At 68.2% G+C, this 16,274-nt stretch carries 15 protein-coding genes; 10 read left to right on the forward strand and 5 right to left on the reverse strand.

Translation table 11 applies throughout. The features are described 5' to 3' along the window. Window positions 1-53: 53 nt before the first annotated feature. A complete protein-coding gene (locus MVF96_RS20185; protein ID WP_247450219.1) occupies window positions 54-1,154 on the reverse strand; it encodes an alpha/beta hydrolase in 1,101 nt (366 codons plus the stop codon). Window positions 1,155-1,318: 164 nt separating this feature from the next. Between MVF96_RS20185 and MVF96_RS20190 the strand changes: the two genes are divergently transcribed. Continuing rightward, on the forward strand, window positions 1,319-1,795 hold the full coding sequence (locus MVF96_RS20190; protein ID WP_247450221.1) for a cupin domain-containing protein: 477 nt from the start codon (window positions 1,319-1,321) through the stop codon (window positions 1,793-1,795). Between the two features lie 205 nt (window positions 1,796-2,000). Here the strand turns inward: MVF96_RS20190 and MVF96_RS20195 are convergent, their stop codons facing one another. From MVF96_RS20195 to MVF96_RS20205, 3 genes are read right to left on the reverse strand one after another with little or no spacing between them, the layout of a single operon-like run. After that, window positions 2,001-3,323: an amidohydrolase family protein gene (locus MVF96_RS20195; protein ID WP_247450223.1), complete on the reverse strand. Its 1,323-nt coding sequence runs from the start codon at window positions 3,321-3,323 to the stop codon at window positions 2,001-2,003. After that, on the reverse strand, window positions 3,320-4,285 hold the full coding sequence (locus tag MVF96_RS20200) for a PDR/VanB family oxidoreductase (RefSeq protein WP_226514078.1): 966 nt from the start codon (window positions 4,283-4,285) through the stop codon (window positions 3,320-3,322). Before MVF96_RS20200 ends, MVF96_RS20195 begins: the two co-directional genes overlap by 4 nt. A 17-nt stretch (window positions 4,286-4,302) precedes the next feature. Then, window positions 4,303-4,962, reverse strand: coding sequence for a helix-turn-helix domain-containing protein (locus MVF96_RS20205; protein ID WP_226514079.1), 660 nt, complete (start codon window positions 4,960-4,962; stop codon window positions 4,303-4,305). A gap of 212 nt (window positions 4,963-5,174) precedes the next feature. On the opposite strand from MVF96_RS20205, the gene MVF96_RS20210 reads away from it, so the two are divergent. From MVF96_RS20210 to MVF96_RS20250, 9 genes are all read left to right on the forward strand, one after another. Continuing rightward, window positions 5,175-6,506: an amidohydrolase family protein gene (locus MVF96_RS20210; protein ID WP_247450225.1), complete on the forward strand. Its 1,332-nt coding sequence runs from the start codon at window positions 5,175-5,177 to the stop codon at window positions 6,504-6,506. After that, window positions 6,506-7,276 (forward strand): ABC transporter ATP-binding protein, encoded by a 771-nt coding sequence (locus MVF96_RS20215; protein WP_247450227.1) that lies wholly within the window; start codon window positions 6,506-6,508, stop codon window positions 7,274-7,276. Before MVF96_RS20210 ends, MVF96_RS20215 begins: the two co-directional genes overlap by 1 nt. Continuing rightward, a complete protein-coding gene (locus MVF96_RS20220) occupies window positions 7,273-8,178 on the forward strand; it encodes an ABC transporter permease (protein WP_247450229.1) in 906 nt (301 codons plus the stop codon). Before MVF96_RS20215 ends, MVF96_RS20220 begins: the two co-directional genes overlap by 4 nt. 234 nt (window positions 8,179-8,412) lie before the next feature. Then, window positions 8,413-9,591 (forward strand): ABC transporter substrate-binding protein, encoded by a 1,179-nt coding sequence (locus MVF96_RS20225; protein ID WP_247450231.1) that lies wholly within the window; start codon window positions 8,413-8,415, stop codon window positions 9,589-9,591. Next, window positions 9,588-10,919, forward strand: coding sequence for an FAD-binding oxidoreductase (locus MVF96_RS20230; protein WP_058249772.1), 1,332 nt, complete (start codon window positions 9,588-9,590; stop codon window positions 10,917-10,919). The genes MVF96_RS20225 and MVF96_RS20230 overlap by 4 nt, the downstream gene beginning before the upstream one ends. Then, window positions 10,916-11,716 (forward strand): creatininase family protein, encoded by an 801-nt coding sequence (locus tag MVF96_RS20235; RefSeq protein ID WP_058249771.1) that lies wholly within the window; start codon window positions 10,916-10,918, stop codon window positions 11,714-11,716. The genes MVF96_RS20230 and MVF96_RS20235 overlap by 4 nt, the downstream gene beginning before the upstream one ends. Next, entirely contained in the window at window positions 11,713-12,324 is a 612-nt protein-coding gene (locus MVF96_RS20240; protein ID WP_159371489.1) for a pyridoxine/pyridoxamine 5'-phosphate oxidase, read from the forward strand. Before MVF96_RS20235 ends, MVF96_RS20240 begins: the two co-directional genes overlap by 4 nt. Then, window positions 12,321-13,706 (forward strand): amidohydrolase family protein, encoded by a 1,386-nt coding sequence (locus tag MVF96_RS20245; protein WP_247450233.1) that lies wholly within the window; start codon window positions 12,321-12,323, stop codon window positions 13,704-13,706. Before MVF96_RS20240 ends, MVF96_RS20245 begins: the two co-directional genes overlap by 4 nt. A gap of 105 nt (window positions 13,707-13,811) precedes the next feature. After that, window positions 13,812-15,380: an oxygenase MpaB family protein gene (locus tag MVF96_RS20250; protein WP_247450235.1), complete on the forward strand. Its 1,569-nt coding sequence runs from the start codon at window positions 13,812-13,814 to the stop codon at window positions 15,378-15,380. 10 nt (window positions 15,381-15,390) lie between these two features. Here MVF96_RS20250 and MVF96_RS20255 read toward each other — a convergent pair whose 3' ends face one another. Continuing rightward, on the reverse strand, window positions 15,391-15,936 hold the full coding sequence (locus MVF96_RS20255) for a TetR/AcrR family transcriptional regulator (RefSeq protein WP_247450237.1): 546 nt from the start codon (window positions 15,934-15,936) through the stop codon (window positions 15,391-15,393). Window positions 15,937-16,274 lie beyond the last annotated feature (338 nt).

The following is a 16,274-nucleotide window of genomic DNA, read 5'->3' on the forward strand; positions in this document are numbered from 1 at the left end:
GCGAGGTCCGGCGGTCGACGACGACCGCCGTCCGCGGTGCATCTCCCGCGGCGTCACGCGCCGAGCGCGCGGGCGAACATCGGCCAGGACTCATGCATCTGGTCCTCCCAGTACCCCCAGGAATGCGTACCGGTCGCCGGGAGCCGGACGACGGCCGGGATGCGCAGCGCGGCGAGGCGGTTTGCCATCGTCACCGTGCACGATCGTGCGGTCGCTTCGGCGAATCCGCCGGCCGCGACCTGTTCGGCGAGCTCCCCCACGTTGCCGGCGATCCGCCGGTCGGACAGATTGTCGTGCGCACCGGGCAATCCGGTCGCCGCACTGATCCACAGGGCAGGGGTGCGACGCCCGAACTTGTAGGCGTTGATCACCGGATCCTGGGCTGCCCACTGCGGGTCCCCGGGCGGGCCGTACATGTTGCTGGCGTCGGCGAGTCCGGGGACGAACGCCACGTTGCGCAACAGCAACTGCCCGGTGGGCGACGCGGTGTCGGCGCATCCCGAGTAGGAGCCCACCGCCCGGTAGAACCCCGGGTGGTTCTCGGCGATCCGGAGCACGGCAGTACCCGCCATCGAGATCCCCGCGACCCCGCGCGAGCGTCCCGGGCCGGATCGTCCCCCGTGCGCGTTCTCGAAGGCGGCGGGCAGCTCCGAGGTCAGAAAGGTCTCCCACCGCAGGGGCCGTGACGTCTTCACGCCGAACCGGAAGTTCGCGGCCGGGTCGACGCGCCGCCAGTCGGCGTAGTAGCTCGCCGCGCCCCCGATCGGGGCCACGGTCCACACGTTCTTGTTCGCATAGAACGCGTTGGCGTCGGTGGCGTGCGTCCAGTCGTCGTTGTCCTCGCCACCGGACGATCCGCTGAGCAGGTACATCACCGGTGCGGCCTGGTTCCGGTTCGCGGGCGTCTGGACCAGCGACGGGACCTGGGTCTGCATCGACCGTGACCACACCGACACCACGAGATTGCGGGGCGACACCCAGGTCTCCCGGTATGGCGCGCCGGCCGTCGCCTTGGCGTATGGGACACCGGTGAGGGTGTCCGCCGACGCAGATCCCGCGGAGGGCACGAGCACACCCGCCACGCCCATCACCATGGACAGGACGGCAACGCCGACGCCGACGCCGACGACCAGGACATTCGGCAAGCGAGACATCGGCGGCTCCTCGAGTTCGTGCCGAACCATCACCGACCCGGTCCCGTCATCGTATGCACACCGCTCTGTACCCAGGACCGTTCGGGTCAATCGTCCAGGACTGTCGCACAACAGAATCGGACGAATCGGGTATGAGGTGCGTCGGCCCGACGTACGGTCGGACGATGACACCACTCCTGCGCACCGCCGTCGCGACGCTCGCCGCCGCGGCCGCTCTCCTGACGCCGCTCGCGATGTCGTCGGGGACGGCGAATTCCACGCCTTCGTCCGGAGTCTCGGCGGTCAGCCTGGCCAAGGCGGATATCCCGGCCGACCTCCTACCATTCGTGCCCGACGGCGTACACGTGGAGGTTCGGGAGATCACCATCGCCCCCGGCGGCACCACCGGGTGGCACTATCACGACGGCCCGCTCTACGGACTGGTCCGGCAGGGCACCCTCACCCACCCCGGCTCCGACTGCAAGCCGGTGGTGTACCGGACCGGCGAGATCATCGCCGAACCCGGGGGCAAGGCGAACACCCACGAGGGAACCAATCTCGGGACCACCCCGGTCGTGCTGATCGTCCTGTACCTGATGCCGCTGAACAAGCCGCTGTCCCAGGACGCACCCGCACCGCCGTGTGCGACGGCCACTTCCTGACGGCGGGCGAGCCAGCCCCTGCTTGCTGATCCGAAAGAAGCGACCCCATTGCTCCCTGAGGAGTGAGGAGCGATAGCGACGAGCCACGAAGGGCCTGGTGAGACACGTTGCGAAGCCCTTCGTGGCTCGCTTCGCTCGCACCTCAGGGAGCAGAGGGAGGCCGTCGCTGCACCCAACGGACCAGCGGTTCTGTGGTTCTCTCGGATCAGGGAGCAGAACGCTGCCGCCAGTCGAGCAGTGTCCCGAGTTCGGCTGCGAGCGAACGTGAATCAGCGGTCACGAGTTCTCCGTCGCGTACCACCCACCGGCCGGCGACCATGACGTCGCGGGGTCGCCGGCCCGGGCCGGCCCACAGCAGGCCGTCGACCGGGTCGGTGACCCCGGCGTCGAAAACATCGGAGCAGTCCCACACGCAGAGGTCGGCGGCAGCACCGGGCCGCAGGTGCCCCAGCTCGGTGCGGCCGAGACCGCCCGCCGAACCCTCGGATGCCATCGCGAGAACCGCACGGGCGGTGACCGGTTCACCGATCAATCCCGAGACCTGAATGGCCAGTCGGGCATCGGCGAGCAGGTGCCCGGCGTCGTTGCTCCCGCCGCCGCTGGTGCCGAGTCCCACCCGCACACCTGCGGACATGAGCGCCGCGACCCGCGCGACGCCCCATCCCATCGGCACGTCGCACCCGGGCGCGTGGGTCGCAGACGCTCCCGATCGCGCGACCAGAGCCACTTCGTCGTCGGTGATCTCGCACAGATGCGCCAGCGTGACGTCGTCGGCGAGCCAACCCCACTCGTCGAGCAACTCGAGGGGACGCCGCCCATATCGTTCCGCGGCGACCTGCACATCGACCTGCTCGTTCGCCTGCGTACGACGACGCAGGCCGAGTCGGGATGCGACCTCGCCGAGCGTCGCGAAGGTCTCCGGCCCGTCGCTGTGCACGCCGGACGGGCCGACGGCCAGCTGCAGCATCCCGTCCGCGCTCGTGCCGGTTGCCCCCGCACCCAGATGGGTTCGGTGGATGTCCTCGACCGATGTGGCTGCGGCTTGCGGGTCGTCGCGAGCAGTGCCCCGGACGAAGACCAATCGCGCACCGACCCGTGCGGCGGCATCGATGGTCCCGCCGGCCAACGCGACCGGGTCCTGACCACCGGGCCAGGTCAGATGATGGTCGGCGACCGTGGTCACACCGCACAGCAGGGATTCCGCGAGCCCGGCAGCCGCTGCCGCGGCGACGAGCTCGGGGTCGACACCGACCGATGAATAGCGTTGCGCCATCAGGCCGAGCCACTGCGGCATCGGTACCGACCGGCTCTCCGGACGCGACCGGAACGCGGTCTGCAGCAGATGGTGGTGCGCGTTCACGAGACCGGGCGTGACGACGCACCCCGAGACGTCGACGACCTCGTCCGCGGCGGCCCGGCCGCCGACCGCGGCCCCGATCCGCCGGTCGTCGACCACGACCGGATCGCGCGTGACCATCGACGCGTCACGTAGGACCGCCACGGCGCCGGTGAGCACCGTGACCGTCACAGCTCGAGCACCAGACGACCGCTCGTACACCGCGACACGCAGATCATCATCGATTCGTTCTCGGACCGCTCCTCCGGCGACAGGATCGAGTCGCGGTGGTCCACCTCGCCGCTGACCACCCCCGTCTCACAGGTTCCGCAGACACCTTCGCGGCACGACGACGGCGCCACCACCCCACGTCCGTCCAAGACGTCGAGGATGGTGCGATCCTGCGGCACCGTCACCGTCACGCCCGAGAAGGCAAGGGAGAGTTCGAACTCCGCGTCAGCCGCGGACTGCGTCGTCGTGGCGGTAAACTTCTCGGCGAACGAATCCACGGCCGGTTGCGGCTCACACACTTGCGCAACGGCTTCCAGCATCGACGGCGGTCCGCAGGTGTACACGGCGGTGCCGCGGGCGAGCCCGGCCAGGACGCCACCGAGATCCAGGCGCCCCGAGTGGGCCGACTCGTGAATCGTGACCAGTCCGGGGTACCTGGGTTCGATCTCGTCGACGAAGGCCATCTCCGCCCGGGACCGTCCGACGTAGACGAGCCGCCACGGCCGCCCGGTACGGCGGGCCTCGTCGACGAGGGCGAGGACGGGGGTGATGCCGATACCACCGGCCACGAACACATAACCGAGTGCACGTGTCAGCGCGAAGTGATTGCGCGGCGGGCTGATCCACACCTCGCCGCCCACCTGGATGTCGTCGTGCACGGAGTCCGAACCGCCCCGGCTGTCGATCCGCCGCTCGACGGCGATCCGGTACGTACTCGTGTCGTCAGGGAAGGAACACAACGAGTACTGTCTGACCGGGCCGGCCGGTGTGTGCAGATCGACGTGCGATCCAGCGGTCCACGACGGCAGCGCGGCGACACCGACCGGCGCGAGGACGAATTCGTCCACCCGACGGGCGAGCCGGCGCCGTGACACCACACGGACACGCAGTCCATCTCGAAGGTCGTTCGCTGACACAGACATCGGAGATCTCCTAGGTATTACGATCTCCGCCGGGATTCCCAGCCACGGGAACCACCCCCACCGTCGCGGATCTCCGACACCTGCGTTGACGCCTGGACAACGACGAGCCGAGCGGCCTCGGAACCGGTGAGCCGCCACCGGTGGGGAATGCCGCCAGCGTAGTAAAGGCTGTCGCCTCTTCGCAATTCGAGGAGACTTCCGTCGCCGAGGTCGACCTCGACCTCGCCGTCGACGACATGCAACCACTCGTCCTGCTCGTGCTGGAAGTACTCGCCGTAGTCCCGCCGGTTCAACAACTGCTCCTGGGGGAAGAACGCGGCGTCCCCTCGAACGAGCAACCGGGCGTATCCGGCGTTGTCGCCGGCCTGCGGAAGGACCGCGCCCTCGCCGGCACGCACCAGTTGCGTCCCGACGGGTGCCGGAGACGGTGCCCCCGCCACGTGCGCAGGGTCCGCGGCCAGCATCAGACTGACCTGGGTGGTGTCCAGCGCCCTGGCGATCCGTTCCAGGGTCGTCATGCTCGGACGCGCGTATCCGCGCTCGAGCTGCGACAAGAACGGATGCGAGATACCGGCCTGCGCAGCCAGATTCGTCAACGTGAGGCCATGCTGCTTACGTCGTCGGCGGATCTCGGCACCCAGCGACACCTGCGCGACGTCCGGCTCGTCGAGCGCCATGTGGCTCACACCCTTCCTGCAGAACCGATGGTTACACGCCCGCAGCGCTGGTTAACGTCGTGGCAACAGCGCATTCCTATATTCGGACGTGTTGACGTGATCAACAAGTATCACGAACCGCCCCACCCCCGCCGACCCCAGCCACAGCGGGACCACCGACCCAGTCGTGCACCGTCGCACGTCATTTCGATGTCCTCGAGGAAGTGTCATCAATGCCGACTCCGCAGACAGCGCCCGTGCCGGGCATCACCGGTTCACTGGCCGACGGGTCAGTGGTCGATGTCGAGCTGTCCGCCGACGCCGACGGTATCCACCGCGTCCGCGCCGTCTCACCGTTCTCTCCCGATGCCCCGCATCCCGCCGAATGGTTGGATCTCCGCGACCACCTGCTGCTCCCACCCGCCGCCGAACCCCATGCCCACCTGGACAAGGCCCTGTCGTGGCCGGAGTTGTCACCGCCGAGCGGCGACCTCAACGCCGCGATCGCCTCCTGGCGGGCCGGCAGTGTCTCCCTCGATGAGCAGTCCTTCCGGACGCGCGCTCTCCGGGCGACCTCGTCCATGCTGCGCAACGGCATCACCGCGGTGCGCACCCACGCCGACGTGCTCTCGCACGACGACCCACTGCGAGCCGTCCGCGTGCTCACCGAGGTCCGAGAGCACCTGCGCGGACTGATGGACATCCAGGTCGCGGTCCTGGCGAGCCCACTCACGCCCACCGCGCACATCGAGGCCGCGCTCGACGCCGGCGTCGACCTCGTCGGCGGGGCCCCGCACATCGCCGACGACCCGCTCGCCGAGCTCACGAGACTGCTCGACCTCGCCGAAGCGCGCGGTATCGGCGCCGACCTGCACGTCGATGAATTCCTCGACGGCGACCACCTGACCATCGAGGCCTTCGCCGACCGCGTCGCCGACTGGCCCGACGACCGGATACGCACGGCCGGCCACTGTTGCCGCCTCGACACCCTGGCCGCCGACGATCTGCAACGGGTCGCGCGGGCGCTCGCCCGGGCCCGTGTCTCGGTCGTCGCACTGCCGGTGACGAACCTGTACCTCCAGGGCCGATCCGGACCGTCCGCGGGGCGACGAGGCATCACGCCGATCGACGTGCTGCGCGACCACGGCGTCCGCGTCGCCGGCGGTGCGGACAACATCCGCGACCCGTTCAACCCCGTGGGCCGGGCCGACCCCCTCGAGACCGCCGCCCTGCTGATCACCGCGGCGCATCAGAACCCGGACACCGCAACGGATCTGGTCACCTCCGAGGCACGTGCCGTGCTCGGACTGGAGCCCGCGGGCCCCGTCGTCGGAGCCCGCGCCGACCTCGTCGCCATCCGCGGCGCCGATCTCGCCGAGGTCATCGCCACCGCGCCGGCCGACCGGGTCGTGATCGTGAACGGAGCCCCGGTCGCACGCACCGAGTCCACGACCTGGACGGCGTTCCCGGTCGCGTTCACGTCCCCGGCAGCAGCATCGCCGGCCGGAATGTCCTCAGCCGCAGCATCACCGCTGGGCCTGTCCCCCGTCGGCATGGAGAGATGATGAGTTCACCAGCAACGACCCCCAGACCGGCACTCGGTCACCCGCTCGTCGGCTTCGAACACGTGGAGCTCACCTATCCGGACGGCACTCACGCCCTCCGCGACGTGAACCTGACCGTGCGGGAGGGCGAGTTCGTCAGCGTCGTGGGCCCATCGGGTTGCGGCAAGTCGACCCTCCTGAGGTTGTCGTCGGGACTGGAGACGATCACCGACGGTTACCTGCAGAGCGGTGCCGAACGGATCGGTTACGTGTTCCAGGACGCCACCCTGCTCCCGTGGCGGACCGTGGCCGACAACGTCGCACTGCTCGGTGAACTCGACGGTGCACCGAAAACCGAACGGCGCGAAAGAGTTCGCGCGGCGCTGGAGACGGTCGGACTGACCGGGTTCGACAAGCACCTGCCGCACATGTTGTCCGGCGGCATGCGGATGCGGGTGTCGCTGGCCCGCTCGCTGACGCTCGATCCCGACCTGTTCCTGTTCGACGAGCCGTTCGCCGCACTCGACGAACTGACCCGCGAACGGCTCGGCACCGACCTGACCGAGCTGTTCGCCGTCAAACGCTTTGCCGGCCTGTTCATCACCCACTCGGTCGCCGAGGCGGCGTTCCTGTCCACTCGTGTCCTGGTGATGTCGGGACGGCCGGGAACCATCGTCGACGAGATCGAGGTCCCCTTCGACTATCCCCGGTCGCCCGACCTGCGTTTCGAGCCGGAGTTCGGCACGATCGCCGGCCGGATCTCCCGCGCACTCCGAGAGGCACATTCATGAGCGCCCCCGACACCGGCACCGAGACCGCCCCGGGCGTGCGAACCCCGAAAACCAGCAAGGGCAGTACACCCGACCCGGGCTCGACCACCGAGCTCGCCGTGGCCGCGCGCACGGGTCGACGCGGCCGTTCCCGGTCGAAGATGGTCGGAGTGGCCGCACCGCTCGTCGTGCTGGCGCTGGTCATCGGCGCGTGGTACCTCGTCAGCTACGCGGTGCTCGATCCCGGCCGTCGGTTCCTGATGCCGCCCCCGCACCAGGTCGTCACCGACGGACTGCTGGGCGACTCCGCCCAGGCGATGTGGGAGGCCCTGAGCCGCACGGCGACTGTCGCGTTGACCGGCCTGGCGATCGCCGCGATCATCGGCATCGCGTGGGCGGTGATCATGTCGCAGTCGCGGCTGATGGAGAACGCCCTCTTCCCGTATGCCGTGGTCCTGCAGTGCGTCCCGATCCTGGCGCTCGTCCCCCTGGTCGGATTCTGGTTCGGATTCGGCTTCAGTGCACGGGTTTTCGTGTGTGTACTGATCTCGCTGTTCCCGATCGTCTCCAACACCCTGTTCGGCCTGCGATCGGTCGACCGGCAGATGCGGGATCTCTTCGCCCTGCACCATCCGAGCCGCGTCACCATCCTGCGCAAGCTGGAGTTCCCCGCCGCCATGCCGGCCATCTTCGCCGGTCTCCGCATCTCGGCGGGCCTGTCGGTGGTCGGCGCCATCGTGGGCGACTTCTTCTTCAAGCAGGGCAATCCCGGCATCGGCATCCTGATCGACAACTACCGGTCGCGACTGCAAGCCGAGGAACTGTTCGCCTCGATCGTGCTCGCCTCACTTCTCGGCGTGGCCGTCTTCTGGTTCTTCGGCTGGCTCGGCAACCGCATCGTCGGACGCTGGTACCAGCGCTGACCTGATCTTCTCTCGCCGGGTGGTTTCGACTCGGCTCCTCGCTTCGCTCGGTGCCGGCTCAACCAGCGGGGGTATCGGCTCCTCGCTTCGCTCGGTGCCGGCTCAACCAGCGGGGGTTTCGGCTCCTCGCTGCGCTCGGTGCCGGCTCAACCAGCGGGTGGGTCCCTGTCGTCGACACCCCATGATCCTCCATCCAACTTCCGGAATCTCTCAGCCCGAAAAGGAACTCATCTCATGAACACACCCGTCTGGCGTCGCCTGTCCAAGACCACCGGTGTCGCCGTCGTCGCCGCCGCCCTCGCCTTCACCGCCGCGTGCAGTTCCGGGGAGAGCACCGAATCCTCCGGTTACACGGGGGCGGTCGGTCCGGTCGACCTGAGCGCCAACTGTCCCGACAAGGTCGTCATCCAGACCGACTGGAACCCGGAGGCCGAACACGGCCACCTCTACCAACTCCTCGGCCCCGACCCCGCGATCAATGCCGGCAACAAGCGCGTCGTCGGTCCGCTCTTCGACCGCGGCGAATACACCGGCGTCGACATCGAGATCCGGGCCGGCGGACCCGCCATCGGCTTCCAGTCGGTGACCTCGCAGATGTACTCCGACCCGGAGATCCTCCTCGGTTACGTCGACACCGATCAGGCCATCCAGAACTCGAAGGACAACCCGACGACGGCGGTCATGGCACCGCTCGACATCAGTCCGCAGATGATCATGTGGGATCCCGCCACCTACCCGCAGGTCCAGGGGATCGCCGACCTCAAGGCGGCGAACGCGCGCGTCCTGTACTTCGAGGGGGCCACCTACATGGACTACCTGACCGGGTCGGGCGTCCTCTCCCCCGCGCAGGTCGACGGCAGCTACGACGGGTCGCCGGCCAACTTCGTCTCCGACGGCGGCAAGACCGCCCAGCAGGGGTTCGCCAGCTCCGAGCCGCAGGTCTACCAGGAAGAGGTCGAGGGCTGGCAGAAGCCGGTGAAGTACCAGCTGATCCACGACGTCGGCTTCCCGTCCTACAAGTCGTCGGTGGCGGTTCGCTCGGACGCACTGGAGGAGAACGCCGCCTGCCTCGAGCAGCTGGTGCCGGTGTTGCAGCGCGGTTCGGTCGATTATCTGGCGTCGCCGCAGGCGGCCGACGCGGTCATCCTCGACGCCGTCGAGCAGTACGACACGGGGTGGGTGTACTCCCAGCGGAACGCCGACTACGCGCGGGAGACGATGGCCGACCTCAACCTGGTGAGCAACGGCACCGACACGACGATCGGCAACTTCGACACCGCGCGCGTCGCCCGGGTGATGGAGGTGACCGGGCCGATCTTCACCGAGCAGGGCACGCCCGCAGCCGACGGCCTGACGCCCGAGGCGATCGCGACCAACCGCTTCATCGACACCTCGGTGGGCCTGCCGTCATGACCGCTCCGGTGGTCGCGGTCGGCACCGACGAGGGACGCCCCGACTTCGGCCCCGAGGATGTCGATGCGCTGGCCGACGACCTGCTCGCGATCGTCGGCCCGCGTGGCATCAGCTCACTTCCCCGCGCGCTCGAACGGGCGGCCCGCGACGGCTCGGGGATGAGTCCGATCCTGTCGGCGCAGGATCTCGGCCGACCCGATCTCGTGTGCTACCCGCGCACGGCCGACGCGGTGCCCCACATCGTCCGCGCGGCGGTCGCCCGCGGCGTACCGATCACCACGCGCGGCAAGGGAACCGGGAACTACGGCCAGGTCATCCCGCGCTTCGGCGGACTCGTCCTCGACATGACGTCGCTGACCGCGATCGGGGACGTCACCGACCGTTCGGTCACCGCCCAGGCGGGCGCGCGGATGATCAACCTGGAACAGACCGCATGGTCGCACGGCAGCCAGCTGTGGATGTACCCGTCGACCGTCCAGTCGACGCTCGGCGGGTTCCTGGCGGGAGGTTCGGCTGGTACCGGCACGATCGTGCACGGCCGCAACCATCAGGGGTTCGTCGACGCACTGGATGTCGTCCATGCGACCGGCGAGGCCGAGGTGGTCCATCTCGAGGGCGACGACGCAACCCCGTTCGTGCACACCTACGGGGTCGCCGGCATCATCGTCGGCGCCACCGTCCGGGTGGAACCGCTGCAGGAATGGCGCTGCGTGTACGCGAGTTTCGGCTCCACACGCGAGGCGTTCGACGCGGCGCTCCGACTGGCGGCGGTCGAACCGAAGCCGCGTCTGCTGTCCGCGGACGGCCCCGTCATCACGGGGGCGCTGCCCGACGACCCCGCGCTCGTCCGCGGTCGCGCCAGCGTGCGCGGGATCATCGACGCCCGGGCATTGGCGGAGACCACCGACCTGGTCGTCGCCGCCGGCGGCCGCGTCGAAGCGGTCCGCGAGGGCATCGCCGAGACGGTCAAGCTGTCGACGCTCTCCTACAACCACCCGACGTGGTGGTTGCAGAAGTCGCAGCCGGACAGGTGGTTCCACATGGAGGTACGCGGGGACGCACTCGTCACCCGGCTCGAGGAGGTGGAGAAGGTGTACGAGGGCGGCATGCTGCATCTCGAGGTCGGCCACGAGATGATGTTCGGGATGCTCAACGGGATCTACCGCAGTCCGCAGCAGGTCATCGACGGCGTCGCCGCACTCGAGGATCTCGGGGTCGGCGTCCACTCCCCGCACCAGTGGTACGTCGATCTCGATGCCGAGCGCGTCCGCGCGCTGGCGCACCAGACCGACCCGAAGGGTCTGCTCAATCCCGGAAGGTGGATGTGAACACGGTGACCACCAGGACGACGCGCCCGGCCGCGCATCGGCGTTATGCCGAGCTGACCACCGAACAGATCGGCACCACCCTGTCGCGGGACTCGATTCTCGTACTACCCACGGGCGCAATCGAACCGCACGGCCCGCACCTGCCGTTGGCCACCGATCTCATCGTCGCGGAGTCGGTCGCCGAGGCCGTCGTGGACCGCGGTGCCGCCGCGGGGCACGATGTCTGGCTCCTGCCGGCGCTGGGTTACACCAAATCCGACGAGCACTCGCGGCTCCCGGGCACGATCTGGCTGCGGGCGAGCACCCTGTTCGAGACGATCGTCGACATCGGGGCGTCGCTCGCACAGACCCCGGCGCGTCGTGTGCTGTTCCTCAACGCGCACGGCGGCAACTCCGCACTGATCGAGGTCGCCGCGCGCGAACTCCGACGACGGTTCGACCTGCAGACCTTCTTTTCCTCCGGCCCGGGTCACCCCGGTCCCACCGAGCGCGGACTCGGTATCCACGCGGGCTGGGCGGAGACCTCGATGATGCTGCACCTCCGGCCGGATCTCGTGCACATGGACAAGGCGGTCGCGACGGTGGCGGACGCGGTCGCCGACGCCGGGCACGTCGGTTTCGCCGGCACCGTCCGATTCGGTTGGCTGTCCACCGATTTCGCCGAGTCGGGGGTGATCGGCGACCCCACTGGAGCCGACGCCTCGATCGGCGCGAAGCTTTTCGACGAGCGCGTCGAGGACCTGGTCGCCGCGCTGCCGGAGATCGCCACCTTCGACCCGGGCCGGGTGGGGCGTTGATCACCAGCGGTACCGGATTCGGAACCGATTGCGCGAGCGCGGATCAGCTCTCGGTCCACCCGATGACGCTGCTGCGGAACTGGCTTCCCCCGTCGGACGAGCCACGGCCGTTGATGGCACTGGCGACGTGCGGCCCCGACGGTTATCCCCGGGTCCGACACGTGCTGATCACCGAGGCCGACGACACCGCGGTCTACTTCCACACCGACAGCCGGTCGGCCAAGGTGGCCGAACTCGCCGACAACCCCCGGGCCTCGATCGCGATCGCCTGGCCCGCCGTCGGCCGGCAGGTCGTCGCGCACGGTGACGTCCGGCGAGCGTCGGACGACGAACTGTCCGAGGCCTACTCGCGCCGTTCCCGGTACCTGCAACTCCTGGCATGGTTGAACGACGACGACCTCGCCGCAATGCCACCCGAGGAGCGGCGTCGGCGATGGTCCGACTACGACTCGGCCCACCCGCGACTGACCGCACCGCCCACCTGGACCGGGTACGCCGTCGACTTGCGGGAGATCACCTTCTGGCGCGGCGACCCGGACGGGCCGTCGCAGCGAGTACGGTTCACCGACAACGGAAATCATTGGAATTCGGAGGTTCTACCGGGATGACCGGCACTTACCACAACGCCCTCGTACTGCCGGTCAGCGGCGATAGGCCCTGGTTCTGGGGATGGCTGTCGGTGGGCGAGGACGGCCGGATCTCCGGGATGGGCGAGGGCTCACCGCCGGCCGACGCACCGCTCCCCCGCCACGATCTCGACGGCGCCTTCCTCGCACCCGGTTTCGTCTCGGCACACAGTCACATCTACACCGGCGGGATGCGCGGGGTGGCGCCCAACAGCCCACTTTATGAATGGGTCACGCTGAACAGCACGATGCTGCTCGGCGCCGAAGCGCAGGACCTGTACTGGATGACGCTGGCCGGCGGGCTCGATCACCTGTCCTCGGGAATCACCTCCGTGTACAACTTCACCCAGTCCCGCGTCCTGGCACTCTTCGACTACGAGGAGTCCGTCCTCAAGGCGGCTCGGGTGCATTCTCCGGAGTTCGTCACCGCCCAGGTGGACGGCCTGGCGGCCACCGGGATCCGATTCGTCACCAGTGTGCGACTCGACGACGAGCAACTCGGCGAGGACGCCGCGTTCGCCGGTTTCGACGAGGTGATGAGCCACCTGGCGACCGTCGACCGCGACCTCGATCTGGGTGGTTCGGTCTACGGCTCGGTGCAGTGGTCGTCGTCGCAAGCGACCGCCGAACGCGAACGGGCACTGATGGACCGGTACGGGATCACCAATCAGGCGCACTTCGTCGAGACTGCCGAGCAGATCGAGATCCAGCAGTCGAAGTTCGACTGGTACGACGCCGCAGGCGTTCTGGGCCCCGGCTTCGCCTTCGGACACTTCGTGCACCCCACCGAGAACATGGTCGCGCGTGTGCGCGACACGGGGTCGGCGGTGGTGTGGCAGCCGATGTCGAACGGTCGGCTCGGTTCCGGCATCGCCGACATCCCCCGTCTGCTCCGGGATTCGGTGACCGTCGGCGTCGGTGTGGACGACCAGTCGTGCACCGACGTGTCGGACCCGTTCGAGAACATGCGCACCGGGCTGTTCCTGCAGCGCGGAAAGCACAGCGACGCCGCGATTCTCACCCCCGTCGACATGCTCGCCCTCCACACGCTCGGGTCGGCGTCGGCGATGGGCGTGGCCGACAAGGTCGGTTCGCTGGAGGTCGGGAAGTTCGCGGACTTCCTCGTCGTCGATCCCCGGTCCCCCCACCTCGGCCCCATCTGGGACCCCGTCGCCACCTACGTGCTCGGTTGCGGACTGCGCAACCTACGCGAGGTCGTGGTGGGTGGCCGCACGATGTGGGACCGCGACGTGGCCGATCCGCGACGCGCACAGGCCGATTCCGAACTCACCGAGCGGATGATCGCGTCAGCGGCGCAGTCGGGGATTCATGCGGTCCGCCCACCCCTCGACGTGTCCCACTGACGCTGCCGTTGACAACGGCGCCATGCAGATGACACCATCCCACAGTCATAGGAATCACCCGATTCCTGTATCGTGCGATGTCAGACGTCGAGACGAGGTACAGCCATGTCGGAACCCGACCGATCAGAGTTGCTGGAGCGGTCCGCCGACGGAGACGTAGGCTATTTCGGCCCCGATTCGTGGTCGTGGAAAGTCTTCCTACACCCTGCGACGCAGGTCATGATCGCCCAGATCACCAACGCACTGGAATCCCCACACATCGTCTTCCAGCACGTTCTCGCCGAGCACGATCCCGTGTTCGGCGCCCCGTCGCGCACAGCCCGAGTCCCCGACGGACCCCAGGTCACCTTCTTCGAGCGGGTACAGCGGACGGTCAGCGTTCCCGCTCCGATCCTCTTCGGATCGAAGAGCCAGGCCGACCTGGCCGCTCGCAAACTGTTCAACTACCACCGACCGATGCGCGGGACGATTGCCGGTACCAGCGAGAAGTATGCCGCCACCGACGAGTCGAGCATGCTCTTCGCCGCGGTCACGATCGTTCACGCAGCAATGCTCGCGTATGAGAACTTCGCTTACCAGGATGGGCGACGCGTTCGGCGTCTCACGAAAGAGGAGGTGTGCGAATACCTTTCCGAGGGAGCCCAGATCGCTGTTCTCATGGGTGTACCCCGCGACGCCTTCCCGACCAGCCCGGACCAGCTCGACGACTACTACGACTCGGTCGCAGACCAGTTCCGGACCAAGCAGGGTTGGTCTGCGGACCGGTTGCGCGCCATCCGACTGCTGACGACACTCGGCAACGGCCGTCGTCCGCGGCACGTCGCGGTCGACCTGGTGCTGGGACTGTCCGAACTGATGTGTCTGGCCGTTCTCCCCGAGGTGTTCCGACGCGGCAACGGCGTGCCGACGATCGCCGATCCGCTTCTCCGTCTGATGTACGTTGCCGTGCAACCCCTTTTCCGACGCCTCGGCAGCAGCGCATCGCTCACCACGAAGGTGCATGATCTGTATCGTCGCGACGACCCGTTGACCTCCCAGCTCCTCGACAACGCTCTGCGACTCACTGCGTCGCACACGGAGCCGCAATCGTTCCCGTTCGCGTCGACGCAGCTCACCCGGCACGCCGACGGTCGCACCTTCGGCGAATACTCTGCGGTACAACAAGTCTTCGACGAGCTACCCGCCGTCGAGGCCGGCGAGTTGCGGGGACGGTGGCGCGGTACCGAGATCCTCACGAAGCACAGGCTGGATGGGTCCCTGGAGCGGATCGGCTGGTACGGCAAGCACTTCGACGGCGAGGGCAATGCCCTGCCGATCCTGATCCAGACCCAGTCCGGGCGAATTCACCCCTTGAACCCGGCATTGATACCCACCCCACTGTTCCTTCGACCACCGAAACTCCCGCAGCGGGTCGACCGGTTGCTGCGTCGGGTTCTGAACGCCACGGTCCCGATCACGCCCGCCGACCGCCCAGCCGCGTCCGTGCGCATGATGGACTACCGCGGAGAGCAAACCGCCGCCATGATCTACGACAAGCAACCGGTCATCGACCTGTTCAAGTCAGCCGGGCCGAACGTGGTGCTGGGCGCCATGCAGTCGCGTGCGGAGGACCGCCCACACTTCTTCCTACTCGAGAAGGACGACGACGCGCGGAGCCCGATCTCCGTGCACTGACCCCGTCGACTCATTCGGGCGCCGCGCCGCGCAGTCCCGCCGATTCAGCCAGGGCACAGACGATCTCGACCGCGGCGTCCGCAAGTTCGTCGCGATCGACAGCCAACCGGCCGTCGGCGAAGTCGAGGTAGAGCGCGACAAGTGCACCCGACAGGCCGGTCGCGATGATCGGTAAGCGCCCCGGAGTCGGAACGAGCTCGTCGTCGACCCCCAACAGGCCCATGGTCGTCTCGACGAACAGCCGCGATCGTTTCGCACTGTGTTCACGCAAGACATCGTCGCTCAGCGGCTCACGGAGCAGGATGCGAGCACGGCGCGGATCCTCCTCGAAGAACTCACCGCACGCGCGGCACACCGCGTGGACCGACGCCCGGAAATCGCCGCCGGTCTCGATCGCGGCCACCCGCTCGAGGACTCGAGATTCGACCCTGTCGTATATCGACACAAGGAAATCGTCTCGGCCGGAGAAGGTCTCGTAGAAGTAGCGTGGACTGAGGCCCGCCTCTCGCACGACCGCCCGCATCGTCACCGCACCGGCACCAGAGGTTCCGAGCAACCTCTCACCGACGTCCAAGAGTTGGTCGCGCCGCTTCAGGGAACGATCCTGGAGCGTCTGACCTCGCCACCGCTTCTGCGACGAATCACCCACCGTCCGACCCCTCTCCACACTTTCGACCATCGTCCTTGACAGTACTCAACGCAAGAGGAATCATATGATTCACGTTGGTTCGAGATTCGACGCGCCGCCTTCACCGGGCCTGCGAGTCCACCTCTCCACCGTTCGACTCGAGGACACCGAACGCCGAGTTGGGCTCTCGCACAACGGCGACGAGCTCGACAACCTCACCACCAGCGCCGCTACACGCCGATCATCGCCGCCACCGCGGCACAATC

The sequence above is a fragment of the Gordonia hongkongensis genome, assembly GCF_023078355.1.
Lineage (GTDB): Bacteria > Actinomycetota > Actinomycetes > Mycobacteriales > Mycobacteriaceae > Gordonia > Gordonia hongkongensis.

Bases quoted from the DNA above. Each gene is read 5' to 3' on its own strand.
- MVF96_RS20185 (WP_247450219.1), bottom strand. From the start codon at position 1,154: ATGTCTCGCTTGCCGAATGTCCTGGTCGTCGGCGTCGGCGTCGGCGTT.
- MVF96_RS20190 (WP_247450221.1), top strand. From the start codon at position 1,319: ATGACACCACTCCTGCGCACCGCCGTCGCGACGCTCGCCGCCGCGGCC.
- MVF96_RS20200 (WP_226514078.1), bottom strand. From the start codon at position 4,285: ATGTCTGTGTCAGCGAACGACCTTCGAGATGGACTGCGTGTCCGTGTG.
- MVF96_RS20205 (WP_226514079.1), bottom strand. From the start codon at position 4,962: ATGGCGCTCGACGAGCCGGACGTCGCGCAGGTGTCGCTGGGTGCCGAG.
- MVF96_RS20210 (WP_247450225.1), top strand. From the start codon at position 5,175: ATGCCGACTCCGCAGACAGCGCCCGTGCCGGGCATCACCGGTTCACTG.
- MVF96_RS20215 (WP_247450227.1), top strand. From the start codon at position 6,506: ATGAGTTCACCAGCAACGACCCCCAGACCGGCACTCGGTCACCCGCTC.
- MVF96_RS20220 (WP_247450229.1), top strand. From the start codon at position 7,273: ATGAGCGCCCCCGACACCGGCACCGAGACCGCCCCGGGCGTGCGAACC.
- MVF96_RS20225 (WP_247450231.1), top strand. From the start codon at position 8,413: ATGAACACACCCGTCTGGCGTCGCCTGTCCAAGACCACCGGTGTCGCC.
- MVF96_RS20230 (WP_058249772.1), top strand. From the start codon at position 9,588: ATGACCGCTCCGGTGGTCGCGGTCGGCACCGACGAGGGACGCCCCGAC.
- MVF96_RS20245 (WP_247450233.1), top strand. From the start codon at position 12,321: ATGACCGGCACTTACCACAACGCCCTCGTACTGCCGGTCAGCGGCGAT.
- MVF96_RS20250 (WP_247450235.1), top strand. From the start codon at position 13,812: ATGTCGGAACCCGACCGATCAGAGTTGCTGGAGCGGTCCGCCGACGGA.